Below are 25,594 nucleotides of genomic sequence, written 5' to 3' on the forward strand. Positions count from 1 at the left end.
AGTGATTAAGGAAGGGCTTCGAAGAAGCTCTTTTTTTATATCTCTGTTACAATAGATTTTTTGGCATAGCGTTTGAATTTGTATTAAACACACAAATAGAACCGATTATGAAAAAGTTATTTATCATCTCCGCGATTGTAGGTATCGTGGCTTTAACATCAAATCAATCTAACGCCCAGGTAAGTATTAATGTTAACATTGGTGCGCAACCGGCTTGGGTTCCTGTTGGTTATCAAAACGTAAATTACTATTACTTACCTGAAGTACAGTCTTATTATTATGTTCCGCAACGCCAGTTTGTTTATTTAAATGGAAATCGCTGGACTCGATCTAGATATTTACCAGCTAGATATAGAGGCTATGATTTACACCGTGGAAGAAAAGTGGTTGTATATGGAAACAGCCCATATCGCAGTTACAATACGCATAGAGTTAGATATTCTAACCATAAGAATGTATTTCGTTCATCATATGGCGGCGGAAACAGGGGTCGTTATAACGCACCGCGAAACCATTACAGGCCACAACGCGTAGATTATAGACGTCACGATCAAAGAGTTAATGCTAGTTTATTTTCTAGAGGACATAGAGAAAAACATGGTAGACGTTAAATAAAAAAAGAGGCTTTAAGCCTCTTTTTTTATGATTAGTTTACATTATAAGTATTATCACTTTTCACTTTGTCTGGAACATGACTACTGCCCATTGTTACTTTATTCAGTTTTTTCGAAGTTTTAATTTCGATTTGCACTTCCTTTGCGCCATCCTGCCATACAGCGATCGTACTATGATTGGTTTCTTTTGATCCATCTGCATAGTTTAACACCAAATCAATCGGTAACGCTTTAATCCCTTTATTTTCAATTTTTATTGAATAACCAGTGTCTGTTTTATCCACCGATTTAATTGCCATATCCAAAACGCCGCCCTCAAAAAACCATGACTTCCAAAACCAGTTTAAATTTTTTCCACTTCCTTCATTCATACTGTTAAAGAAATCGTAAGGCATTGGGTGTTTCCCGTTCCAATTGTTGATGTAGTTGTGAAGCGCTTTAGTAAACAACTCCTCGCCAAGATAATCTTTAACATACAAATACGCTAAACCAGGTTTCGGATAAGAATTGGTAAAACTTCCAGATCCTTTTAAGTCAGGTGTTAATGTCATGATGGGAGAATCATCTTTATTTCCTGATGAAGCTGCTGTTGGCTGAATACCATATTCATCAACGATGGTGGAATCGATCATTGGTGAAATTAGCCACTCACCTATCGTGGCCCAGCCTTCATCCATCCAACCATATTTGGTCTCATTTATACCCATATAAAATGGGAACATGGTGTGGAAAATTTCGTGATCTGTTAAAGTAATCGCATCTTCCCTATTATCAACTGGCTTATCATTAACCATCATCGGATATTCCATTTGGTCTAAACCATCGAAAATCGTTTCATGATTATATGGAAATGGCCATTTCGGAAATTTGTAACTCATTGATTCAACAGTTTTACGAGCAAAATCAATCACTTCATAATAGTCTTTGTGCTTAGCGTTAAAAACAGCATCAACCCTGGTTCTCCTTTTTGTTTTTGGATCAACCATCAAGCTGGTTGATTTCCATAGATAGTGATCACTTAAAGCAAACACAAAATCGGTAACATTTTTGGCTTCGAATTTAAAGGTGTTAAAAGTATTGGGCTTAGTTACCTGTTTCATTGCCAAATCCTTTTCTGTAATCACATCTACAATTCCATCATTTTTTTCTGCTGAAGCGATTCTAGCGGCAATCTCTTTATAGAATACTTCATTAGCATTTTTTAAATCGCCTGTAGCCCAAACGGCATACCCACCAGGAACTTTAATCTCTGCATTAAACTGATCGAAATCGTTGTAAAATTCTTCTGCTCCTGTATAAGGATATTTGTTCCAGCCATCCACATCATCGTAAACGGCAATTCTAGGAAAGAAATAAGCTATAAAATGCGAGCCATCATCCACTTGTCCGGTACGAATGTGTGAGCCCTTGTTTAAAGTATAATTGTAGTCGAAGTTAAACTTGATGCTTTTACCAGGTAAAAGCGGTTGAATCATGATATGCATATTCGTGCCGTCAATTTGCAAACTCCCTAACGCTAACTGACTATTGTTTAGGGCTGCGGCTGTAATTTGTACGCCCTCACCCAAATCAGAATCTGCTATTTTTGATTTTCTGATCGAACCCTTTTTATACAAATTTGGGTAGATTTTGAACCAAATTTCTTTTAGTGTATCGGGGCTGTTGTTGGTATAAACTACATCCACCTTACCCTTTAACAACCGTGTTGAGGGATTAAAATCAACCTTTAAATCGTATTTTGAAGAGTTTTGCCAATAGTTTTTCCCTGGTTTTCCACTAACACTACGGGTCTCTTTGTTGTATGTATTCTGAAAAACCGGTTCAATAGGCAATTGAACCTGAGCCTTTGCATATACTACAGAAAAAAGTATAATGCTAAATATTTTAATCACTTTCATTTTAAATCAAACCTTAATACCGTCTGCTTACTTACCAAATTTCATCTTTAGCTGCTCAAGCATATCGTTATTAATAGGTTGTGCAGGCTTATCTGGTTTTTGCTGAGGCTTTTGTTGATATTGTGGCTTTTGCGCAGCAGCCGTTGGTTGTGGTTTTGGGGTGCGGTTTTCGTTTTTCTTGGCATTAAATTTTGCCCATTCCTCATCCAGTTTTTTCTTCGTGTATAAAGGAAAATCACCTTGTTTCATCCAGGCATAATAACTTGGTTCAACAGCAAAAACTTGTTCGGTCGTTTTTCCTTTGTGTTTTCCGAAGTTAAAACAAACCTCATTTTTATCATTATAAACCATTCTGCCAGCAAAATCTACTGGCTTATGTATGTTAGTAAATACGTGTAAGGCATCTACATCATTCACAACAGGAATGCTTTTGTTGCCCTGTTTATCTTCAAATTCTTTTTCCTTGTACATCTCTAGCTGACCAAGCAAAACTTTATAAGTTGCTATTACATCTGCCTCTGCAGCATGAGCGTTTATTAAATCTTCCTGGCAATAAAATTTATAAGCTGCTTTTAATGTACGTTGCTCCATCTGGTGGAAAATATTCTGAACGTCAACGAATTTGCGTTGGTTCATATCAAAATCTACATCAGCTCTTAAAAATTCTTCCAACAACATCGGAATATCAAACTTATTTGAGTTGTAGCCCGCCAAATCACTTTCTCCGATAAATTCGGCAATTTCTTTTGCTAACACTTTAAACGTTGGCTCGTTTGCAATGTCTTCATCGTAAATGCCATGAATTAAAGAAGTTTGTAATGGAATTGGCATTTCTGGATTTACACGCCAGGTTTTAACCTCTTCTTTACCGTCTGGATATGCTTTTAAAATCGCAATTTCTACTATTCTATCAGCACCTACATTTATACCAGTAGCTTCTAAATCGAAAAATGCTAATGGACGTTTTAAATTTAATTTCATTTTATTGAATAAGAGAAAGAATACAGCGTCTTACTGCATCGAAAATTATGTTTATCCAAAAGTGCTAAAAAGGATTGATTTGTTTGTAAAACACCGTATTAAATTCGAAATATAATTTTCAAATTATTTCTGAATATTAAATGCTAGCTTTAAATTGCTGCAAAATTTAAAGACGCACTCTATGAAAAAACTAATACTTTTTCTCTTACTATTTTCCGCATATATACCGGTTTTTGCTCAGAACTTTAATTTTGGAGCCATTACCTATGATGATTACGAATTTGACCGAAACAAGCTTGATAGTAATGCAAATGCAATCGTACTCAAAGAATTTGGTACAGCAAGGATAGAGATTGATGATGCTACAGGAAGGCTTGAACTTATTTTCGATTACCATGTAAAAATAAAGATTTATAACAAAGAAGGGTTTGAAAACGCAAATGTCGTAGTGCCTTTATATAAGGATGATTCTCGGGAAGAAACCATCAACGATTTAACCGCATCGACCTTTAACTATACTGACGGTAAGTTTGTTGCAACACCTATGGATAAAAAAGCTATATTTTTCGAGAACCGATCGAAGTATACGAAGCTTTTGAAATTTACGTTACCAAATTTGAAGGAAGGATCAATAATAGAATATAGCTACAGGTTAAAATCTCCAAACCTGTTTAATTTCAAAACATGGGAGTTTCAGTGGAAAATACCAAAGGTCATCAGTGAGTATCTGGTTTACATTCCTGGTATTTACAATTACAATGTTTCCCTTAGGGGTTATCAAAAGCTAAGCGATCAAAAGGTCGAGTTAGCTAAAGAATGTTTGCGCATTAATGGGGCAAATATAGATTGCTCCAAAATTACTTACCTGATGAAAGATATACCCGCATTCATTGAGGAAGATAACATGACCGCTCCAAGTAATTTTAAATCGGCTATTTATTTCGAACTTTCTGATGTTACCAATCCGTCCGGGGGCAAAACATCATACACGAAAACATGGAAAGATATTGATTACGAGCTTTCCAGTGATAAATCGTTTGGATCACAAATGAAGCGTAAGGATATGTATAAAGACCTTATCCCTTCTATAATTAAAGATTCGCCAGACGATTTGACTAAAGCGAAAGCCATTTTAAACTACATTAAAAAACAAATTAAGTGGGATAACTATTACGGAATTTATTGTGCGGAAAACATCAAGAAATCCTTCGATAACAGATCGGGAAACGTCGCTGATTTGAATTTAAATCTAATTGCTGCACTTTCTGCTGCAAACCTTGATGCTGAAGCCGTTATTTTATCTACCCGTGAGAACGGCACGATAAATAAACTCTATCCTGTAATCAGCGATTTTAATTATGTAGTTGCCAAATTAAACATTGGCGACAAAAGTTACCTTCTTGATGCTACGGAACCGCTTCTGCCTTTCGGTTTGTTGCCTTTGCGCTGTATGAACGATCAAGGCAGGGTTATTAACTTGAAAAAACCATCTTATTGGATCGATTTAAAGGCTAGCCAGAAAACGGTGACCAATTACATTTTAAATGGAAAACTGACTAACGAGGGTAAAATAGCGGGTACACTTACTACCATTTATCAAGGTTACGCCGCTTTTGCCAAAAGGAAAGAAATTAAAAGATACACCTCCACTGATGAATTTGTAGAAAAACTGGACGAACGGTTGGTTAAAATAAAGATTTCCGACCCTGTAATTAGCAATTTAGACAGTGTAGAAAATCCACTCACAGAAAAGTACGAAATAGAGTTTACCATGAACGATGGAATAAATAAAAATGAGTTTTATTTAAGTCCGTTTTTTATTAACGCTATTTCTAAAAACCCTTTTAATTTAAATATTAGAACTTATCCTGTTGATTTGGGTGCAGCATCTGATGAAAGGATTATCATCAATATCGAACTGCCAGCAAAGTATAATTTAGTAGAGAAACCAAAAAATCTGGCTATTGCCTTACCCAACGGCGGTGGTAAGTATTTGCTGCAAACACAATTGGATAACAACAACTTGTCATTGAGCCAGATTTTGCAATTTAACAATGCTGTTTATCAACCTGATGAGTATCCCTTTCTAAGGGAATTTTATAGTAAAATAATCCAAAATCAAAAGGTAGAATATTTATTAAGGAAAGGCGAATAATATGAAATGCAAACTTAGTATACTATACCTTATTACCTTTATTAATGCTGCTTTTTCACAGGATAATTACGATGTTGATTTAATCCCCGGAACACTCAAAAACAGAGCTAACTCTTGTATCAGAAATGAGGAAATATTAGTTGATATGCGTTCGCCGGAAAACGTATTGTTAACCGTAAAGAAAGCGATTACTGTATTTAACGAAAATGGAGAAGATGAAGCAAGGCTGGTATTAAATTATGATAAAAATACCGCTATAAAAACAATAAAGGGTGAAGTTTACAATGCTGTTGGTAAACCAATAAGCAAGTTTACGCAAAATAACTTTAGTGATGTAAGTGCAGCAGATGGGTTTTCCTTGTTTGTAGATAGCCGCGTAAAGCATTATCTGCCGAATGTGAATCAATATCCGTATACCATCGTTTACAATTATGAAATTCGTAATAAACAGAATTTAATTATTCCCAGATGGGTCCCAAAGCCTGGCGATGATGTTTCGGTGGAAAAAAGTTCATACACATTTATCTGTAAACCAACTGATGAGGTGCGCATAAAAACTGTAAATTATGCTATGGAACCAGAGGTTTTTACAGATGAAAAGCAAAAAAAAATGGTATGGAAAACCAGCAATATCTTAGCTGTTAAAAGTGAACCTTTTAGTCCTAACCCCGAAACTTATAGAACAAGCATTCAAGTTGCACCCAAACAGTTTACTTATTACAACCACAAGGGTAGTTATCAAAATTGGGTGGAGTTGGGGAAATGGGTTTATGATGATTTGATTAAACAGCGAAATACCTTGCCGCCAGCTACCATAACCATGGTGAAAGATTTGGTAAAGGATAAAAAAACTGATAAAGATAAAGCCAGAAAAATTTATCAGTATTTGCAGGATAAAACACGATACATCAGTGTTCAAATTGGTATTGGTGGTTTGCAGCCTATTGCAGTAAGTGAGGTCGATCGTTTAGGATATGGAGATTGTAAAGCACTTGTAAACTACATGCAAAGTATGTTGAAAGCTATTGATATTGAATCCTATTATTGCGTAGTGGAAGCTGGAAGCGAAAAGATTAGTCTTGACCCTCAATTTGCCGATATGGCTCAGGGTAATCACATCATTCTCTGTTTACCACTTAAAGGCGATACGACCTGGCTGGAATGTACGAATCAAAAAATTCCCTTTGGGTTTTTAGGAGATTTTACGGATGACCGGCTGGTATTTGCCTGTACTCCTGAAGGCGGAAAATTACTTAGAACACCTAAACTAAGTGCACAAAATAATCTTCAGATAAGAAAAGTAAATTTGAGTCTTAGTGATGATGGTACAGCTCTAGGAAATATGCAGACTGTTTTTTCGGGCGCCCAATACGATAATCATGAATCCAACATCGAAAAATCAATAACCGAGCAACTGAAAGCACTTAAAATTTGGTATAATCTTGATCATATAGATTTCCAAAACATCACTTACTTAAGAGATAAAACTGATAACCCGAAGATTACAGAAGATGTTAAAGTTAAAATCCGTCAATATGCGCCAGTCGAAAACAATAAGATGTATCTACAATTAAATACTTTTAATATATCGAGAGGTGTTCCGGAAATAAAAATAAGAAAGCTTCCTGTTTATATAAATAGAGGCTATACTGATGAAGACACTATCACTTATTCGATTCCAGAAAACGTATTAGCTGATTTTATTTTACCGATGAATAAAAAACTGGAAAGTGATTTTGGGTCTTATGAATCGAAGGTAACTGTTGAGGGTAGAAAAATCATTTACTACAGAAAAATCAAAATTAACGACGGAACATTTCCTTCCGAAAAATATAGCTTATTCGCAAAGTTTATGACCGACGTAAATACTTTCGATAATTTGAAGTTGATCCTTAACTTAAAAAAATAATACCCAAGGCGATCCCAACAATCATAATTAAGTACATTAGAATTTCTGTACTTGCAAAGCGTTTATACTTTGTCCAGAAGGAATAATCGTGGTCTTGATTCTGCATTTTTTTCATTTAAGCAGCAAAACTAACAAATTGGATTAAGATTCAGGTTGAAAAGTAGTAATCTGTTTAGCCATGCCCTTAAACAATACAATATGAAATGGCCACATGGCGTACCAATACATTCTTCCCCATAAACCTTTCGGCCTGAAGGTAGCAATTTGCGATAGAAACGCCTGGCCATGAAATTCTACCAGTTTGAATTCTAGCCAAGCTTCACCAGGCACTTTCATTTCGGCATAAAGTAATAATCGTTTATTCTTTTTGTCGGCTAAAAGCACCCGCCAGAAATCAAGCACATCACCAGCTTGAAGATCAATATTACTGGTTCTGCCTCTGCGTGTGCCTACGCCGCCGAAAATTTTATCTAAAAAGCCTCTTAGCTGCCAAAGCCAGTCCATAAAATACCATCCTCTACTCCCGCCGATGCTCCAAATATTATCAAAAACCTCTTCCGCCTTGCGTTCAAAAGGCATTTTTACCTTATATTCCAACGTGCCGTTTTGTGGAACTTTAATTTGATCCATAAAATCGGTTTGCAGGTAGCCTCTATTTAAGGCATCTTTCCAGCTTGAAACTATAGAATTTTGATCGATTTTTTCAAAAGCCAAATGCAAAGCCTGGGCATAGGTTAAGCATTGCCGCGGCACCACATCTTTAATCCGGTCATCTTTACAAATGACTTCGTTTTTCATGCTATCAACCAAGCTTTTTGCCAGTGAGTAAGGTACAGGTGTAATTAAATTCAACCATAAAGATGATAATCGTGGAGTAAGTACCGGTACGGTGATAATCCACCTTTTGAGGCCGCGTTCCTTTGCATAACCCAACAACATATTTTTATAAGTTAAAATATCCGGACCACCGATATCAAACGTTTCATTAAATGCTTCTTGGTTATGGAGAACACCTGTTAAATAGCCCAATACGTCGCGAATACCGATAGGCTGGCATTTTGTTTTTACCCATTTTGGAGCCACCATTACAGGAATTTTCTCTGTTAGATCTCTGATAATTTCGAAAGATGCACTGCCAGAACCGATAATAATTGCAGCTCGTAGTATGGTACACGCAATACCTGAAGATTTCAATTCGTCTTCTACCGCCAGGCGTGAGCCTAAATGTTTGGATAAATGTTCATCGTTTGCAATACCAGTAAGATAAATGATCTGCTTACACTTTGTTTTTTTTATTGCGTTAGCGAAATTTTCTGAAGATTTTTTCTCTAAATCAGAAAACCCTTCGTCGCTTGACGACATGGAGTGAACCAGGTAATAAGCTGCATCAACATCATCCGGAATCTCATTTAAAGAATCTGGATTTAATAAATCACCATTGATAATCTGAACCTGATCCACCAAGTCAGATTGTGCCGCAAATCTTCTGCTATCACGCACCATGCAAACAACCTGATGCTTCGCATCCAATAATAAAGGGAGTAATCGTGTACCAATGTATCCGTTTGCGCCAGTGAGCAGTATTTTCATCAAGTGATTATTTATTTCACAACACCTTAAAAACTGTTTTGTTATTTCTTTTCCAATTGATTTAAAAGAATTTGTATTCCACTAAGCTATAAAATAAATACATAAGTCATTTGAAGGTCAAACAATCTGTATTATTAAAGCTACACTGTTTTTTGGACAACATTTGGTTTAATCTATCGTATATGTAGTATTAAACCAAACATCCCTGTATGAATAAATACATTTTATGCTTTGTTTCCATAATTTTAGTATGTGTTGCTCTTATTGGAACAAGTTTTAAAGCAGCTGATCAATCCCAATCTCAACCTTTAATAAACTTTGCAGCAGATAGCGTTTATAACCAGTACATTTTGGATTTATATCAAACGGCCGATTTGGATTCGGCTGGTTTGAGTGAGCAGGTATTTGAGAAAGCATTGACCGGTTATTATAATATGAAATATTCTGGCTTATTGCATGACAAATCAGTGCTAACCATCGCAGATTTTGATCAGGAAAGTCGTAAAAAGCGCTTGTATATTATTGATATAGATAAAAAGAAACTAATTTTAAATACATGGGTGGCGCACGGCCAGAATAGCGGTGGGGATAAACCCTCTAATTTTTCGAATATTCAGAATTCGAACCAAAGTAGTTTAGGTTTTTATCTTACTGGAGAAATATATTTTGGGAAACATGGCAGATCTTTAAAGTTAGACGGAATGGATCAGGGTTTTAATAGCAAAGCCAGAGATAGAGCGATTGTTATACATGGGGCAGATTATGTGTCGCAAGAAACCATAAATAAACTGGGTAGATTAGGAAGAAGTCAAGGCTGTCCTGCTGTGCCCACTAAACTCGCCAATAAAGTAATTGACGCCATTTCAGATCGGACAGTTTTATTTATAAATAGTTCAGAACACACTTATCAGTCTTCTCTTTTAAACGAAACACTAGCGGCTAATGCAGCTTTAAATCAAAATAATATGATGGCTGCCCAAATGGATTAGTACATTTTGAGGTTGGTGTTATTTAAATTTTTAGGGAGCATCTTAACAAATATTGGTTTAAACCGGGCCAAAAAATCCCATACCCAACGGTTGCTGTCTTTTTCCTTTTCGCCGCAGTCTACAATTTCTGCTCTCACCAGTAACTTCTTTACAAAATTGTTCAGAGGTTTTATTTTAATAACGCTATTAAACTTTAACCCTACATAATCGCAGTAAACATGTACCAATATTTCAACAATTAGCGAGTCATTGGAAATGATTAAATCCTTATGAAACAGATTTTTGTAATTACTCTTAATCGTTTGTGCTAATAAATTAAATCTTTCGTTAACGTTTCCATTCAAAAAGCGCCACAATTCAGCATCACTATATACGCGAATTATGCCCGGTTGCAAATCAACTTTTATCCTGCATGCTACTAATTCGTAAATCTGTTCCATTTTTTAATATTGGATTTAAAAATTGATTTATTGTTACTAAACGATGTATTCCAAACAGCTTGACGCCGAAAATGTTTAAGTTCAGCTGGTTACCCTGTGAGTAAAATTTTAGCGGTTGAAAGGAATATTTTAGTCATCTTTGAGCTTGAAAAATATGCCTAATTAATGAAGATAGTTATTGCCGAAAAGCCCTCTGTTGGTCGTGAACTTGCTAAAGTTTTCGGAGCAACAACCCGTAAAGATGGATATATCGAAGGTAAAGGATATTCATTTACCTGGGCTTTCGGACACCTGCTTCAATTGGCACCTCCCCAAGATTATGGTTTTATTGGTTGGAGAAAACAACATTTACCGATGTTGCCAGCTAAATTTAAGTTAGCGGTAAGAAAGGTAAAAACCAAAGACGGTTTTATAGAAGATCCGGCAGTTAGAAAACAGTTGGACACCATTAAGCGCCTGTTTGATGAAGCGACCGAAATTATTGTTGCAACCGATGCCGGGCGGGAAGGCGAATTAATTTTTAGATATATTTATTATTATCTGAAATGTAAAAAGCCTTTCAAACGACTCTGGATATCATCTCAAACGGATGAAGCTATAAAAGACGGCTTTAGAAACCTAAAGCCTGGCACAGATTACGATACCTTATTTAATTCGGCACATTGTCGCTCAGAATCTGACTGGTTGGTGGGGATGAACGCCACACAGGCTTTAAGCATCTCGGCCGGGAACAGAAGCGTATTATCTTTGGGCAGAGTACAAACCCCAACGCTGGCAATGATTTGTGCCCGGTTCCTGGAAATTAAAAATTTTGTTCCCCAAACTTATTACCAAATAGCCATCCAACTGATCAAGGATGAGCAGCAATTTAAGGCGGTATCTACCTCAAACTATAAGGATAAAGAAGAAGCCGAAAAACTTTTTGCATTGGTAGAAGATGTAGCTTCTGATTTTGCCACGGGAGGAAACATCACAGCCGTGGAAGCTAAACCCCGTAAAGAACCACCGCCCCTTTTGCACGATTTGAGTAGCCTGCAACAGGAAGCAAATAAGAAGAAGGGATTTACCGCCGACCAAACCTTAAATATTTTGCAAAATTTATACGAGAGTAAATTGGTATCCTATCCACGTACCGGATCAAGGTATATTGGCGATGATGTTTTTGCTGGTGTTCCAACGTTAATTTCGAAATTTACTAATCATCCTGATTTTGGTAAACAAGCACAGTTTCTTCAAACGGCTAGCCTAAATAAAAGAAGTGTAAACGCTAAAAAGGTAACCGATCACCATGCCGTATTGCCCACCGGCGAAGAAGCCTATGGTTTAAGCAGTGATAAACAAGCGGTTTACGATATGGTTGTTGGGAGGATGATTGAAGCCTTTCACCAGGAATGCCTTAAGGAAATTACCAAAATTACTATCCAGTCGGGTTTAACTTTCATTGCTAATGGAACCGTTATCCGCTCTGCAGGATGGCGCTCGGTTTTTAACGAAACCGATGAAGATAAAAAAGATGAAGACAATGCGGCGCTGCCTAAAGTTGTTGTAGGTGAGCAATTGCCTATTTTAGAAAAGTCTTTGCTCGAAAAACAGACTAAACCAAAAGCCATGTACAACGAAGCTTCGTTATTAAAGGCACTTGAAACCTGTGGAAAAGAAATTGAGGATGAGGAATTGCGTTATGCCATGAAAGACAGTGGCTTGGGTACCCCAGCAACACGGGCTTCAATTATTGAAACTTTAATTACCAGAGAATATATTGTACGCGAAAAACGTAATTTGTTGCCCACTAATAAAGGCTTAGCAGTTTACGAAGTGGTAAAAGACAAGCAAATTGCACAAGCTGAATTAACCGGACAATGGGAAAAGCGATTGGAAGAAATTCGATCGGGATCTTCTGTGGCTGATTTTAAGTCGGAAATTACGGAATACACTAAAATGATTACCAACGAATTATTAATTGCGGGAGCCAGTATTTCTGGAAAGCTAGACGATAAAAAACTAGAGAAAGCTTAATTGAAAGCTTTTTAACACTTGCTCAAACGAGATACCCATGTTTTCATCTTTTTGGATGAAACCTATCGCCCCTGCATCTTTATATTGTTGCTGTAAAGTAGCCTTATCGTTACCTGTAAACATGCATACCTTAATTTGAGGTTAGATGGCATGAACTTTTCCTATGGTTTCAGGGTTACTATGTCCTCTTGGCATATTGATATCCAAAAGCAAGAAATCGAACTGGGTTTGATTTAGCAGCTCAAATGTATCTGGTAAATTAGTAGTTTCAGTGATAGTTGGGTTATCAAGAAATTTTTTAAAAAGATCTTTCATAACCGTCCTCATCAAATCACTATCATCTGCAATTAAAACTTTAATTCCTACTTTCATTTCCATTAATTATTAAACCATCATCTTTTACAATGAGATTTATATAACACAGTCTTCTACCTTGATGGTTTGAGGGAATTTTAAAGCGATAAAATAAATCCAGGATGATTTACTCAAATGTAATAATTTATACGCAAAATAAATTACCTAACATGTTAGCTATTTATAAATTCCCAAGCGCTATGGTAGGCACCCAATTTGTCGGCATATTCAATAAAGTCTGCATAAAATTTGGCCTTTGATAATGTTGCACTATCTCCTATTACTACCAATTTCTTTCTGGCCCTGGTCATAGCCACATTCATTCTTCTGGTATCTGATAAAAACCCAATTATTGCATCGGAATTGCTTCTGGTTAAACTGATATAAATAATGTCTCTTTCCTGCCCCTGAAAACTGTCTATTGTATTTACCGAAATGTTATTTTTTAGGGGAATTAAAGCTTGATTTTCTTCAACTAAGGTCTTTATAAATTGTACCTGTTGTTTATAAGGTGAGATAATTGCTATTGATGGAAAATTATCAATCTTTTTGGAAGTGACTTCTTGCACAAATGAGGTGAGATGATTAACTAAAAAAGCAGCTTCATCAGGATTTATGGTACTTGTGCCATCTAGTTTTTCATCAAAACTGCAGCCCGCAGTGTCGACATAAATAAGCGGTTCGTCATCGTCAAAAATTAAATGATTTGCAACAGAATGATGAGCATTTAATTGGTTCTGATAAAAAACTTTAGAGGAATAACCCATAATGTTCTGATGCATTCGATATTGTTCTTTCAAAAGCACAACTGACTCAGGGTGAATGTTGATCAACTTTTCTAATAAAGTTTTTCTTAAGCCATTACTTCCGGCTTCTTGGGATTTTATTGTCGGTGAAAGCTGAAAGTGATCTCCTGCAAAGATTATCTTCTCTGCTTTTAAAATTGGTATCCAGCAGGCGGGTTCTAATGCCTGGCCAGCCTCGTCAATCACTACAGTATTATACTTTAAATTGCGGACGCTGTAATGGTTTGCACCAACTAAGGTTGCAGTGATAATTTGTGCCTTATCAAACAAATGATCACTAATATACTGTTCTATTTTTTCTACTTCTTTCCCTATTTTATGCGCCTCATTAAATAAAGCTTTTCGTTGTTCTCTTTCAGCCTTTCCGAAACTTCGCTTATACTTATGGGCCATGTTCTTATATTCGTTGGCCTGTTTTTTTAGCGATTTAATGGTTTTCATATCCGGATGATCAGCCATTTTGTGTTCTAGAGTCGAGGTTAATAGTCGTTCTGAAACCCGAGCTGGGTTACCTATACGGATGGTATTTAACCCCTCCAGCGCAAGTTTCTCTGTTAATAAATCAACGGCAGTATTGCTAGGGGCAACTACTAAAATCTTTTGATTATTATGCTTGATTAATGATTTTATAGCATGAACTAGTGTAGTCGTTTTTCCTGTACCAGGAGGACCGTGAACAATTGCTAAATGATTAGCGGTGACAATTTTATTTACCGCAAGCCTTTGCGAACCATTTAAGGTGCTAGGGATGACAAACTCTTCCTCAATCTGAAACGATGGTTTCTCAGCTGTAATCAATATCCTGATCAGCTTATTTTCTGAGTCATCTTCGGCAAGGACTGAAGCTCGTTTCAATGCGTTTTGCATTTCATCGTAGCTATTGTTGTCGAATAATAAATCGACACCGAGTTTACCATCTCTTGTCCAATCTGGTAATTCATCAACCCGAAAGTTGATTTTCATTCTAGTGCCCGTTTGGTGGGTAATTATTCCTTCTAGCTGATCTACCTTTGGATCATGATTGGAGAATAACACAACAGAAGATCCAAATCTAAATTGATGAGAAAAATCTTGATGTGTTGTACGTTCTACCTCCACAGTTAAATAATCGCCCCTTCCGATCTCATTATGTCGGATAGCAATTGGATACCAGGTAAGCCCAAGGGAGCGGCGATCGGCAGGCGAAGTATTTTCTGTAAGCTTTAGATAGGATTGCAGATCTGCCTCACGCTCTGTATTAAGGAGATCTTGAAGCTTTTTAAAATAGTCTTTTAGCAACGGATAAGATTAAAGAAAATAAGTGAATATATAATTAATGAGGCTAATTTGCAATTACAACACCAATTCATGATGGAGCCTCATCATCGTTTCATAAGGGTCTGTGGCAAAACCAGGGTGTACCTTTGAGCATTGAATTACAGTACTTCTTGTGGCAGTAAGCCATCTAAAACGGGAGGCCTGATCATATTGACCAATCGGACCAGCATTTTTTGCGCCTATGCTAATTCGTTCAAACGCAGAAAGATTTGCCTGTACTTCGTCAATATCGATTTTAGCTGAAAAAGCAATTAATTTAACTTTATCAACAATGAAAACGCTTTGCAAGAATTTCTTTTTTGCACAGAAAAGAATAATGCCCACATTAATAAATTCTTCACGCTCTACCCTAGGCATAACACGAATCACGGCATACTCAAATAAGAATTTCTCTTGCATGCTGCGCTTCTTTTAAAAATAGTTCAGAATTTGCTAAACGGGTTTCCAGAAAATACGAGTAGGCATTCCTGTGTGCTGTATTGCTTTCAAAGTTAGTCTCCCCTTCCAACCAATCATCCGGAATTAAGTTGATAACTGCCTGAATTTTTTCTGGATTTAAGATTGATTTAAATTCCTGATCAACAACATCTAACTCAGATGCCCAAGGCAATAAAACATGGTCTTTTACCAGAAAAAACGGCCTCGTAGCCTGTTCTTTCCAGTTTTGCCATGAATGATGAAAATATAGCGATGCGCCATGATCGATGAGCCAGAGTTCCTTGTGCCAAATAAGCATATTGGTGTTGCGGCATGTACGATCCATATTGGTTAAAAAACAATCTAACCACACAATTTGCGAGGCCAGTTTGGCATCAACAGTGGTAACTGTTGGATCAAAAGTTACGGCACCTGATAAGTAATGAAGTGCGAGATTTAAACCGACACTTGCTTTTAGTAAATCTTGAATTTCTTCATCCGGCTCGGTTCTTCCAAATGCCTCATCCAGATTAGCAAAAACTAATTCCGGAACCCGTAAGCCCAAAATTCTTGCTATTTCGCCACCAATTAGCTCGGCTATTAATGCCCTGGTGCCCTGGCCGGCGCCACGAAATTTTAATACGTATAAGAAATTATCGTCGGCTTCAGCAATTGCGGGCATTGATCCGCCCTCTCGCAAAGGCGTAACATACCGCGTAACACTAACCGTTCTTAGTTGAATTTCATTCATAAGCTTAATTAGCGTAACAATATATAAATAGGTCACGTGCTAACCCTCGCCACAAATTTAGAAGATTTATATTAATATCATTAACCTATATGGTCAATTAATCATGCCCTAGATAAGCATTGCCTGCCGGCGTCATCACGGCTGTCCATTGTATAGCTTCCCTGTTAATTTTAACTAAGCCCATACTTTCCAATACCTCATAATCATCTTCCATCCCGCCTAAAATTGGAGAACTTACTTGCTGATTGATAACCTCTAATAGAGATACAATTTCTGATCTTTCCATAATTATGGTTTTTGAATTAATAAACAGTTGTAGCATGAAAATGTTTACTTCGGGATCTAAACATTTTCGATGGTTGAAGGTTGTATTTAAAATTAATTCAATTTCATGGAACCACACATCTATTACATTTTTGTTTTAGCGCTCCCCGTAGCTTGCATCGCCTGGACGGTTACCAAAGAAGAAATTTTTAGAGAGGCGAGAGAATTTTGTGTTGATCGATCTAAAAATTGCGACAAGCTAATCAAGCGGAAATTTTTTTATGTGTTCACTTGCGAATATTGTTTCAGCCACTATATCACCTTGATTATCCTGTTGATTACCAAATACACGCTTATCTATCCAGATTGGAGAGGATATATCATAGCGTTCTTTGCAATTGTTTGGATTGCAAATGTATACATGAGCCTATACAATATTATAAGAATTGACTTAAAGAAAGAGAAAATTCGAGCAGCCAAAGAAGAATCAGAACTTAAGGGAGAGTAAAAATTTGGGTTAAGAAAATACTTTTTATGCCATCATCCGTTATAGATCATCTTAGTTATAATCCAGAAGCGAAAGCACTCAATATCACTTTTGTCTCTGGAATGGTTTATCAATATGAAGGTGTGCCGCAGAAGGTATTCGAAATGTTCAAGGCCGCCAGATCAAAAGGCAAATATTTCAATTATTATATCAAAGAACATTACTCATTTAAAAAACTAGCAAATGCCTGAAGGACCATCAATTGTGATATTAAAAGATTTAGTAGCTGGACTGCACTTAAGAAAACCTGAGGTTTTGGAAGTGATAGGAAATGTGGCGACTATTGATAAAGACCGGCTTTTGCATCGAAAGGTTAATGATTTCAAGAGCTGGGGAAAACACTTTTTAATTTGTTTTGATGATTTTACTGTCCGTATTCACTTCATGCTTTTCGGAACATATTTAATAAATGATAGTAAAAAAACACCAGTTAAACTGGGACTCTCCTTTAAAAATGATCAGCTAAATTTCTACACATGTAAAATTGACCTACTTGAGGGCGATATTAACGAACATTACGATTGGAAATCTGATGTTATGTCTAAATCATGGGATCCCAAACTGGCACTAAAAAAGTTGAAAGAAACCGCATCTTCCTATATCTGCGATGTATTATTAAATCAAAAGATTTTTGGAGGCGTTGGCAATATCATAAAAAACGAAGTGTTATACAGAACTAAAGTTCATCCGCTTAGTAAAATTGAAGATATTCCTCTAACTAAACTTAAAGAGATTATTAATGAAAGCCAGCGATATAGCTTTGATTTTCTGGATTGGAAAAAGGAAAATACATTGAGTAAACATTGGGAGGTGTATCTGCAGAAGAAGTGCGCTGCAGATCATCAGGTTACTAAACAAGAACTCGGGAAGACACACAGGCAATGTTATGTATGCGATTTTTGTCAGAGAAATTATTCTAAAAAATAATTTCTCTGACAAAATACAGATGCTTCTCTTTGTATTTCTTAAGAACGACAGCGAACTATAATCTTAAAGTAAAAGAATTGTTAAACTTTTAGGAATTATATAAACTACTTCTATATTTGTCCTCGAGAGCGTTAATTTAGATACGGGTATATGGCTTAGGCTGTATGCCCGTTTTTATTTTCAGCGAATTCCATATGCTGAATTACTTTTTCTAGGCATATTTTCAGCCAAATCGTATAGTTTTCTGGGTTATATTCAATATCTTTTTTCAACAGATCGAGGTTCATGTATTTAAAATCCATCACCTCTTCCAGATTGATTACGGGCTTCTCATTAGATCTGCCAAAAAAAACATGATCAAGTTCATGTTCAGTCAATCCATCTTCGAATTTAACTTTATAAAGAAAGTTAAAAGCATAACTCAAATCACAGCTCATTCCCATTTCTTCACCTAACCTTCTTTGCGTGGCTTCGAGATTGCTCTCGCCTTCCCGAGGGTGACTGCAGCAAGTGTTAGTCCACAACCCACCGGAATGGTATTTTCCCTCGGCCCGTTGCTGCAATAAAAGCTCATTGTTATCATTAAAGATAAATATGGAAAACGCCCTATGCAGAGCACCTTTTTGATGGGCTTCTAATTTCTCCATTTTACCTTGCGATATATCATTTTGATCAACTAAGATTACGTGTTCTTCCATTAAACTAAATCACATTTAATTTATGGCGAATCATAGAATCGAACATTAAACCAATCTTATGGTGGTTAGGTATTCTTATTCTTTCAGTCATAATTTTCTCTGCGCTCAATCCCTTTATTTTGTTAAATAACTTTTTATAATAGATATATGATAAATAAACGCCATTTCTCGAACTTAATGGGAGCATCTTAATGCCAACCAAAGACTCATTAAACTCCTCCTCTATTTCTTGCTCAATTTTTCGTTTCTCGTTATCACAGAACGCCGCTAAATTCACATTAGGAAAATAATTCCTGTTCAAAGCCTGATGATCTGCTTTCACATCCCTCAAAAAATTAACTTTTTGAAAGGCAGAACCAAGCTTCATCGCATAAGGCTTAAGTCTATTATACTCGTTTTCATCGCCATTGGTAAACACTTTTAAGCACATAAGCCCTACTACTTCCGCTGAACCCAAAATATATTCATCATATAAATCTTGCGTGTATAATTTGTCCTCTAAATCCATTTCCATACTTCTTAGAAAAAGACGAATGAGTTCATGATCAATCTTAAACTCATTAACTACTTTCTGAAAAGAATTAATCACAGGATTTAAGCTGATGCCTAACTGGATAGATTCGAAGGTGTCCTGTTTAAATTTTTCAAGTAAATACTTTTTATCAAAATTATGAAAGCTGTCAACAATTTCATCCGCTAAACGAACGAAACCATATATAGCATAAATGGGTTGGCGCAACTCTTTACCTAAAAAATAGATTCCAAAAGAAAAACTGGTACTATAACTAGTGGTGGTGAGTTTACTACAATTGGCCGATAGTTGATCGAAAATTTCTTTCATGTTAAATAGGGATTTGTATTGATTTTTCGAACTCATCAAGCGATTTAAACCAATTGATATGATCAATATTTTTTAGTTTTTCTATAACTGTTGCATTTCCTGCCAGATGAATTTTAGCAGTTTTGCACTTATTAGTGAGGTTAAGGATATATTTATTTGTTGATTCTTCTGCTCTTGATTTAACCATGAAAAGCAAAACATGATCAATATTTATCGTAGAAATTACAGCGCTTACAGAATCTAATGGTGTTCTATTGCCTAAAAAAATAACATTGTGATTATTTAGTTTTAGCAGGTAGTAAGCGAAAATTAAACCGATGTCATGGTCTTCATCTTCCGGTAGAAAAAGTAGCCAGGTAGCAGTATCCTGGTTAGTGGTACTTATTTTATCGATTTGGGAAAAGAGTTTTTGTCTAATGATGTTGCTGATAAAATGTTCGTGGGCAGGACAAATATCATCTTTTCTCCACATCAATCCTAAACGAACAAGTAAAGGGTATGTTACCCTTCGGTAGGTATTGGTAATACCCATTATCTGCAGGCAATCGTTGAGTAGATTGTTAAAAGCTAAGTGATTAAATTCTAAACCAAACTTGATTAACCTTGAAAGATAGAACTCGGCCAGATCATCGTCAGATTGATGCTCGTATTGTTGATCCAAAAGATCTTCTATTTCTTCATTGGAGAGACTACAGATTTTTGAAATTTTTAAACCAACTTGATTTAAGCTAACGATGTTTAATAGCTTTACAAGCTGTTCATCATCATACAATCTAGTATTGCCTTGCGATCGCATAGGCTTCAGAGCATTATACCTTTGTTCCCAAATCCTGATGGTGTGGGATTGTACGCCCGAAAGCTGCTCTAGATCTGAAATGGTATAAGTCATTTTTGTTTAAATATATTCAATAAAATCTAAACAAAAAGAAAGTCGAATAGTTTTTTTCTATCCAAAACAAAATTTACAATTTGGAAGCACAAGAATGGCAAGGCAACTCCGTTGAAATGCTCAGTCGAAACTAGCGAATTTTAGCACTCGAAACGCTAATTAAAACTCAATTGTAGGCTCGCTCAGTTAGCAGAACCCCACTCTCTCCATTTCCCGTAACAATGGTGTGAACATGTTTATATGTTTGACTAAAAAAATCATAACCATGTTCCATTGTTTCTATCGAAACCGATTTAATTGGGTATTTCCGATTGGTTTGAATACACAGTAAATTACCATTAGCAAGCAAAAGGAAATCACAATCATACCCTAACTCTTGCAATTCAATCACTTTTCTGGTGATAGATTTATTCAACGTAGTAGTGATGGCGGTTCTGTTTTTCATAGAAATGTATTTTAGGCAGATAATTACTGATTTTTATTTAGAAATCATCTTAAGATTATTACGGTTTTAAATCCGAAATATTATCAAATGGTCAATAAATTGTAAATCACATCAATCATTTATGTTAAAACTACATATTTATTATTATTAATCGCATATTTATACCTCTAATAAAATTTATGTGCTTGCAGTTTATTAATTCATATCCGTGAAATTAACACTACACAATTAAATCTACTACTTGCCAATACATTATAAATTATTTTTCGATTTTATCACTCTAAATTGTATTTTGCAGCATCTAAAACTCACAAAATGTCTATAAGTTGCATCGCCATTGATGACGATCCCCATTCCTTAGAAAATCTAATTGCTTACATGGAAAAGTTGCCCGAACTGGAGTTAGTTCAAACTTTTACTGAACCGCTGCAGGCATTGGCAGAAATATCTATGGCAAATCCTGTTGATATTATTTTCATAGACGTAGAGATGCCGGCACTTTCTGGTATTGAGCTCGCTGGCTTATTGAGGCAAAAGGCTAAGCATCTTATCTTTACAACAGCTCATCCGAGATATGCATTAGATGCTTTTCGAGTTGAGGCAGACGCTTACCTATTGAAGCCCTACTCTATTCTTAACTTCACCAAAACCATTAACAACTTATTTCCTACTGGTAAAACCGACCATCAAACTTTATCCATATTTAATGACCATTACTTTTACATTCCATTACATAATGAAAATGACGAATTAGTAAGAGTAAATTTTGAGGATTTGATTGCTGTCGAGGATCATAAACACGATATTAATTTTATTACTACGGAGCTATCTATATCAAGTGCAAAAATAAACTTCGCGAAGATGATTAATATGTTGCGATCGCACCCAGGTTTTATTCAGATTAGTACCGATACAATCATTTCTAAAAAGCACATTAAAAGTGTTTTAGGTAACCAGATTTTGCTTGCTAGCGGCGTTTTGTACACAATTGAAGATTCGCACAAATTGCTTTTTACCGAATTTGCAAATAACAATTCTTTGAAAGATAGCTGATAATTGATTCCATCGGGAAATTTAATTTAAGTTTTTAATAGCGGTTAAAACATTCCTGATGTTTCTTTGTATTAGGGATAGTCTATTTTTTATTAATTGAAGATCCGTTTTGAAAAGAATATTAGTTGTTGATGATGATCCCGATATTTTGGAGGTTTTTCAGATGGCACTAGAAACCGAGCATTACAGCGTTTACCCTTTATTATCTCCAAGATTTATATTTAAAACAATAAAAGAGTTTATGCCAGATTTAATTATTCTGGATATTATGCTGAACGGAATGGATGGCAGAGCAGTTTTCAAAGAGCTAAGACTAAATCCTGAAACAGAAAATATCCCGGTAATAATGGCCTCTGCCCGTTATGATGAAAATTACATCGTCTCGCAAAAACTAAATCCGGATGATTATTTAGTTAAACCTTTTAACATTTCAGATTTACTGCGAAAAGTAAATAAGCTAATTGCTAATTAAAAAACCATATATGAACTCAAGATTACTAACCCCGATTATATTGCTTTGCGCCGCAATATCAATGAAAGCTAGCGCACAAAGTAACCGTCCTGATAAACTTTATTCTATGAGTGGAATTGGTTTTGCATTCCCGATGGGCGAAACAGCAGATTACTTTAAACCTAAATTCTCAACTTCCCTTGGGGTAAATTTAGCGGTAGGTAACGGAGGCTTTTTCGTTTATCCAAAGGTGAGTTTACATGCTTTTACATTTAACCAACAGATCGCCGACCCCGGTTACACTTATACCATTCAGAAAGGCAGATCAACTACTTATTTATTAAACATTGCCTTAGGGTATCGTAAAATAGTAGATAAATGGGCTTTTTATGGATTCGCTGGTGCAGGTGGCGGCTTTATTTTGACTCCTCAAGCTGGTGTTAATGCCAATACATTGCAGGTAAATATGGAAAATAAAACCAATAGCTTAGGTATTGCTGAAGGTGGCGGTGGAATCGAATACAATATCGGCGGCGCCAACTTATTCGTAGAGGCTAGTTATATGTATGGCTTTGGTAAAATTCAAAATCGCGTATTTAATACCGTTCCTGTTAGCGTGGGTATTAAGCCTAATTTGAGTAAATTATTGAGTAAGCTTTAATAAAATATAATAATAGTTAATCAGCGATTGCGTTATTACGTAGTCGCTGGTTTTGTTTTAAAGCATTACTAAAAATGGAAAGACGCTAAAAAAACGATCAAAAAATACCTCAAAATTATTTTCATTACTAAGTATTTTAGTATAGATTTGTCTTTGAAAATTTGCCGATGTTGTACGCAATTGTAGATATAGAAACCACGGGAGGCCACGCCTCTGCAAATGGAATTACTGAGGTAGCCATAAATATTCATGATGAAAATCAGGTGGTAGAATCCTATACAACCTTAATCAATCCAAGGCAATTTATACCTGCTTATATCACCGCTTTAACAGGAATAGATAACGATATGGTAGCAGAAGCACCCTACTTTGAGGATGTCGCATTGCAAATCTACCAGCTTTTGAATGAAAAAGTTTTTGTAGCCCATAATGTTAATTTCGATTATTCTTTTCTTAAACATCATTTAGCGGCTGCGGGTTATGATTTAAACTGCCGTAAACTTTGCACTGTAAGGCTAAGTAGAAAACTTATCCCAGGAAAGGCTTCATATAGTTTGGGCAAACTATGCAGTGCGTTAAATATCTCCATTCAAAATCGACACCGTGCCGGAGGAGATGCCGATGCAACCAGTATATTGTTTAATATGCTTTTAGAAACCGATCACGAAGGTGTTATTGCTGAAATGTTAAAGAAGAGTTCAAAAGAACAGGTTTTGCCTCCACATCTAGATCGTGCTTCAATTTTAAGGTTGCCAAATCAACCCGGCGTATATTATTTCAAGGATAACAAGGGAAAGATAGTTTATGTTGGAAAAGCTAAAAACTTAAAAAAACGAGTGATAAGCCACTTTACTGGCAACAAACCAAATAAGCAAAGACAAGATTTTTTACGTACTATTTATAATGTTGATTATGTAGTTTGCGGCACCGAGTTGATGGCTTTAATTTTAGAAGCGAACGAGATTAAAAGACTTTGGCCAGAAAATAACAGAGCCATGAAACGTTATGAGCATAAGTATGATCTTTATGTTTTTGAAGACCAGAATGGTTATTTAAGGTTGGCGATAGATAAGCACAAGACAAACAATAAATCTCTTCAAAGTTTTAATAGCTTGTTAGAAGGTTACAATTTTTTGAATCAACTAATTGAAAAATATCAACTTTGTGCTAAGCTCTGCTATCTTCAAAAAACGGCTACAAAATGTACGGCACATGATAATGGACAATGCTTTGGCGTTTGTAGCGGCATAGAAACAGTTGCCGTTTACAATAAACGTTTAAATAATGCGCTAGCTGACCTCCAGAGTTTACAGCCCAGCTTCGCATTGGTTGATGACGGACGTGAGGCAGAAGAACTCAGCTGTCTTGTGGTAGAAAATGGAAGATTCTATGGAATGGGATATTTTAAAGATAAAACCTATTTAGCAGATGGCCTAGCTCCTATCAAAAACGACTTGCCAATTTATCAATCCAACAGTTATATTCTTAATTTAATTCTTAATCATGCTGCGGAATTTCCGCAGAAACTATATAAATTGTAATTTAGGCTCTCGAAATTTACGAGCTAATTTTATCAGTTATCTTTCAATCCGTTACCTTTTGATTTAGATATAAAAAGATCTAAAAGCTTAAATTGATGTAAGTTTGCTAAATCAAATCCTTCATGGTAACTCGATTGAAGGTTATTTTAAAAACACATATTATGATATCTCCAGATTCTTTTAGAGAACTTGCCTTGTCTTTTGAAGACGTAGTAGAAACACCAAATGCCAACAAAAACTCATTTAAAGTTGCCGATAAAATCTTTATTACAATTGATAATTCAAACTTAAAAGCAGTTTTTAGATTATCGCCAAAAGATCAAAACAAATTTTCGGATTTAGACCCATCAGCAATCTATCCTGCACAGGCAGGCTGGGGCAAACAAGGATGGACAATTTTTGAATTAAGTTTTATAGAAGACGAAGTTCTTAATGATGCGGTTCGACTTTCTTATTGCGCCGTAGCGCCAGAAGATTTAGCTAAGAAATATAAGAAGAAAGCTGTTAAGAAGTAACAAATTGTCTCAATTCACCCGGTAAATTTTCCTAAATACCATTCTTTTTCTTTTGAAAAACTGATTAAGTTTAATAAAATTTTATAGCTATGATCAAATCACTATGGATAAACCTTCCAGTAAAAGATGTAAAAAAATCGAAAGAATTTTTTACTAAACTGGGTTTCAAATTAAACTTGCAATATGGTGTTCGCGAAGATAGTGCGAGCTTCCTGGTTGGTGATGCAGGTCTGGTTTTAATGCTTTTTAAGAAATCGTTATACGAGGGTTTTGCCGGTAGCGCAGTTTCAGAAAATTTTTCTGGAAACGAGGTATTATTTTCATTCGATGCCGAGAGTCCGGAGGAAGTAGATGATTTGGCTAAAAAAGTGGTGGAAGCGGGTGGTTCTATTTATGGCGAACCTGGTTATAAAGATGGTTGGATGTACGGCTGTGGATTCATAGATCTTGATGGACAAAGGTGGAGCATTTTGTTTATGGATTTCAGCAAAATGCCTTTGGGTTAATTTAAGTCATAAAATCTTA

28 protein-coding genes are annotated in these 25,594 nt (G+C 35.9%); 14 read left to right on the forward strand and 14 right to left on the reverse strand.

Annotation, left to right across the window (positions count from 1 at the left end; genetic code table 11):
• The first annotated feature begins 107 nt into the window (after window positions 1-107).
• Complete coding sequence (locus AC3ITD_RS07690; protein ID WP_265798796.1) at window positions 108-611, forward strand: hypothetical protein; 504 nt, start codon at window positions 108-110, stop codon at window positions 609-611.
• 35 nt (window positions 612-646) lie between these two features.
• On the opposite strand, the gene AC3ITD_RS07695 is transcribed toward AC3ITD_RS07690, so the two are convergent.
• Entirely contained in the window at window positions 647-2,512 is a 1,866-nt protein-coding gene (locus tag AC3ITD_RS07695; RefSeq protein WP_489365453.1) for a M1 family metallopeptidase, read from the reverse strand.
• Between the two features lie 27 nt (window positions 2,513-2,539).
• Window positions 2,540-3,493 carry a 3'-5' exonuclease gene (locus tag AC3ITD_RS07700; protein ID WP_265798794.1) on the reverse strand — a complete coding sequence of 318 codons (954 nt, stop codon included), beginning with the start codon at window positions 3,491-3,493 and terminating at the stop codon, window positions 2,540-2,542.
• A gap of 181 nt (window positions 3,494-3,674) precedes the next feature.
• On the opposite strand from AC3ITD_RS07700, the gene AC3ITD_RS07705 reads away from it, so the two are divergent.
• Together AC3ITD_RS07705 and AC3ITD_RS07710 are read left to right on the forward strand one after the other, a co-directional pair.
• Window positions 3,675-5,648: a DUF3858 domain-containing protein gene (locus AC3ITD_RS07705; RefSeq protein ID WP_489365456.1), complete on the forward strand. Its 1,974-nt coding sequence runs from the start codon at window positions 3,675-3,677 to the stop codon at window positions 5,646-5,648.
• Window position 5,649: 1 nt separating this feature from the next.
• On the forward strand, window positions 5,650-7,557 hold the full coding sequence (locus AC3ITD_RS07710) for a DUF3857 domain-containing protein (RefSeq protein WP_489365458.1): 1,908 nt from the start codon (window positions 5,650-5,652) through the stop codon (window positions 7,555-7,557).
• A 141-nt stretch (window positions 7,558-7,698) separates the two neighbouring features.
• On the opposite strand, the gene AC3ITD_RS07715 is transcribed toward AC3ITD_RS07710, so the two are convergent.
• Entirely contained in the window at window positions 7,699-9,147 is a 1,449-nt protein-coding gene (locus AC3ITD_RS07715; RefSeq protein WP_489365460.1) for an SDR family oxidoreductase, read from the reverse strand.
• Between the two features lie 209 nt (window positions 9,148-9,356).
• On the opposite strand from AC3ITD_RS07715, the gene AC3ITD_RS07720 reads away from it, so the two are divergent.
• Window positions 9,357-10,136, forward strand: coding sequence for a murein L,D-transpeptidase catalytic domain family protein (locus AC3ITD_RS07720; RefSeq protein ID WP_489365463.1), 780 nt, complete (start codon window positions 9,357-9,359; stop codon window positions 10,134-10,136).
• Here the strand turns inward: AC3ITD_RS07720 and AC3ITD_RS07725 are convergent.
• Window positions 10,133-10,576, reverse strand: coding sequence for a hypothetical protein (locus AC3ITD_RS07725; protein WP_489365465.1), 444 nt, complete (start codon window positions 10,574-10,576; stop codon window positions 10,133-10,135). The genes AC3ITD_RS07720 and AC3ITD_RS07725 overlap by 4 nt on opposite strands.
• Before the next feature lie 165 nt (window positions 10,577-10,741).
• Between AC3ITD_RS07725 and AC3ITD_RS07730 the strand changes: the two genes are divergently transcribed.
• The gene (locus tag AC3ITD_RS07730; RefSeq protein WP_489365467.1) at window positions 10,742-12,592 is read left to right on the forward strand and encodes a DNA topoisomerase 3; all 1,851 of its coding nucleotides are present in this window, start codon (window positions 10,742-10,744) and stop codon (window positions 12,590-12,592) included.
• Here the strand turns inward: AC3ITD_RS07730 and AC3ITD_RS07735 are convergent.
• The 6 genes from AC3ITD_RS07735 to AC3ITD_RS07760 all read right to left on the reverse strand — a co-directional run bounded on the left by AC3ITD_RS07735 (window position 12,578) and on the right by AC3ITD_RS07760 (window position 16,523).
• Window positions 12,578-12,715, reverse strand: a complete 138-nt coding sequence (locus AC3ITD_RS07735; RefSeq protein WP_489365469.1) for a hypothetical protein — start codon at window positions 12,713-12,715, stop codon at window positions 12,578-12,580. The two genes, AC3ITD_RS07730 and AC3ITD_RS07735, sit on opposite strands and share 15 nt — an antisense overlap.
• 18 nt (window positions 12,716-12,733) lie before the next feature.
• On the reverse strand, window positions 12,734-12,964 hold the full coding sequence (locus AC3ITD_RS07740) for a response regulator transcription factor (protein WP_489365471.1): 231 nt from the start codon (window positions 12,962-12,964) through the stop codon (window positions 12,734-12,736).
• Between the two features lie 155 nt (window positions 12,965-13,119).
• Entirely contained in the window at window positions 13,120-15,030 is a 1,911-nt protein-coding gene (locus tag AC3ITD_RS07745; protein WP_489365473.1) for an AAA domain-containing protein, read from the reverse strand.
• Between the two features lie 54 nt (window positions 15,031-15,084).
• Window positions 15,085-15,468, reverse strand: coding sequence for a DUF3037 domain-containing protein (locus AC3ITD_RS07750; RefSeq protein ID WP_489365475.1), 384 nt, complete (start codon window positions 15,466-15,468; stop codon window positions 15,085-15,087).
• The gene (locus AC3ITD_RS07755) at window positions 15,446-16,237 is read right to left on the reverse strand and encodes a HipA family kinase (RefSeq protein WP_489365477.1); all 792 of its coding nucleotides are present in this window, start codon (window positions 16,235-16,237) and stop codon (window positions 15,446-15,448) included. Before AC3ITD_RS07755 ends, AC3ITD_RS07750 begins: the two co-directional genes overlap by 23 nt.
• A gap of 97 nt (window positions 16,238-16,334) precedes the next feature.
• Window positions 16,335-16,523: a hypothetical protein gene (locus tag AC3ITD_RS07760; protein ID WP_265798784.1), complete on the reverse strand. Its 189-nt coding sequence runs from the start codon at window positions 16,521-16,523 to the stop codon at window positions 16,335-16,337.
• A gap of 105 nt (window positions 16,524-16,628) precedes the next feature.
• Here AC3ITD_RS07760 and AC3ITD_RS07765 point away from each other — a divergent pair, with 105 nt between their 5' ends.
• From AC3ITD_RS07765 to AC3ITD_RS07775, 3 genes are read left to right on the forward strand one after another with little or no spacing between them, the layout of a single operon-like run.
• Window positions 16,629-17,009: a hypothetical protein gene (locus tag AC3ITD_RS07765; RefSeq protein ID WP_265798783.1), complete on the forward strand. Its 381-nt coding sequence runs from the start codon at window positions 16,629-16,631 to the stop codon at window positions 17,007-17,009.
• Between the two features lie 26 nt (window positions 17,010-17,035).
• A complete protein-coding gene (locus AC3ITD_RS07770; protein WP_265798782.1) occupies window positions 17,036-17,239 on the forward strand; it encodes a KTSC domain-containing protein in 204 nt (67 codons plus the stop codon).
• The gene (locus AC3ITD_RS07775; protein WP_489365480.1) at window positions 17,232-17,975 is read left to right on the forward strand and encodes an endonuclease; all 744 of its coding nucleotides are present in this window, start codon (window positions 17,232-17,234) and stop codon (window positions 17,973-17,975) included. Before AC3ITD_RS07770 ends, AC3ITD_RS07775 begins: the two co-directional genes overlap by 8 nt.
• A 155-nt stretch (window positions 17,976-18,130) precedes the next feature.
• On the opposite strand, the gene idi is transcribed toward AC3ITD_RS07775, so the two are convergent.
• From idi to AC3ITD_RS07795, 4 genes are all read right to left on the reverse strand, one after another.
• Window positions 18,131-18,673 carry an isopentenyl-diphosphate Delta-isomerase gene (gene idi / locus AC3ITD_RS07780; protein ID WP_489365482.1) on the reverse strand — a complete coding sequence of 181 codons (543 nt, stop codon included), beginning with the start codon at window positions 18,671-18,673 and terminating at the stop codon, window positions 18,131-18,133.
• Window positions 18,674-18,677: 4 nt separating this feature from the next.
• A complete protein-coding gene (locus tag AC3ITD_RS07785) occupies window positions 18,678-19,514 on the reverse strand; it encodes a phytoene/squalene synthase family protein (RefSeq protein ID WP_265798779.1) in 837 nt (278 codons plus the stop codon).
• A 1-nt stretch (window position 19,515) separates the two neighbouring features.
• Entirely contained in the window at window positions 19,516-20,403 is an 888-nt protein-coding gene (locus AC3ITD_RS07790) for a MerR family transcriptional regulator (protein WP_489365485.1), read from the reverse strand.
• Window positions 20,404-20,569: 166 nt separating this feature from the next.
• The gene (locus AC3ITD_RS07795; RefSeq protein WP_056848939.1) at window positions 20,570-20,848 is read right to left on the reverse strand and encodes a hypothetical protein; all 279 of its coding nucleotides are present in this window, start codon (window positions 20,846-20,848) and stop codon (window positions 20,570-20,572) included.
• A gap of 315 nt (window positions 20,849-21,163) precedes the next feature.
• On the opposite strand from AC3ITD_RS07795, the gene AC3ITD_RS07800 reads away from it, so the two are divergent.
• From AC3ITD_RS07800 to AC3ITD_RS07825, 6 genes are all read left to right on the forward strand, one after another.
• Window positions 21,164-21,901 (forward strand): LytR/AlgR family response regulator transcription factor, encoded by a 738-nt coding sequence (locus AC3ITD_RS07800; protein ID WP_489365487.1) that lies wholly within the window; start codon window positions 21,164-21,166, stop codon window positions 21,899-21,901.
• Between the two features lie 109 nt (window positions 21,902-22,010).
• A complete protein-coding gene (locus AC3ITD_RS07805; RefSeq protein WP_056848937.1) occupies window positions 22,011-22,373 on the forward strand; it encodes a response regulator transcription factor in 363 nt (120 codons plus the stop codon).
• Between the two features lie 10 nt (window positions 22,374-22,383).
• Window positions 22,384-23,013 carry an autotransporter outer membrane beta-barrel domain-containing protein gene (locus AC3ITD_RS07810; protein ID WP_265798776.1) on the forward strand — a complete coding sequence of 210 codons (630 nt, stop codon included), beginning with the start codon at window positions 22,384-22,386 and terminating at the stop codon, window positions 23,011-23,013.
• Between the two features lie 167 nt (window positions 23,014-23,180).
• Window positions 23,181-24,554: an exonuclease domain-containing protein gene (locus tag AC3ITD_RS07815; protein ID WP_489365490.1), complete on the forward strand. Its 1,374-nt coding sequence runs from the start codon at window positions 23,181-23,183 to the stop codon at window positions 24,552-24,554.
• A 134-nt stretch (window positions 24,555-24,688) separates the two neighbouring features.
• Complete coding sequence (locus tag AC3ITD_RS07820; protein WP_265798774.1) at window positions 24,689-25,069, forward strand: MmcQ/YjbR family DNA-binding protein; 381 nt, start codon at window positions 24,689-24,691, stop codon at window positions 25,067-25,069.
• Window positions 25,070-25,158: 89 nt separating this feature from the next.
• Complete coding sequence (locus AC3ITD_RS07825) at window positions 25,159-25,575, forward strand: VOC family protein (RefSeq protein ID WP_265798773.1); 417 nt, start codon at window positions 25,159-25,161, stop codon at window positions 25,573-25,575.
• Window positions 25,576-25,594: the final 19 nt, after the last annotated feature.

Source organism: Pedobacter sp. KH_004, from assembly GCF_057840755.1.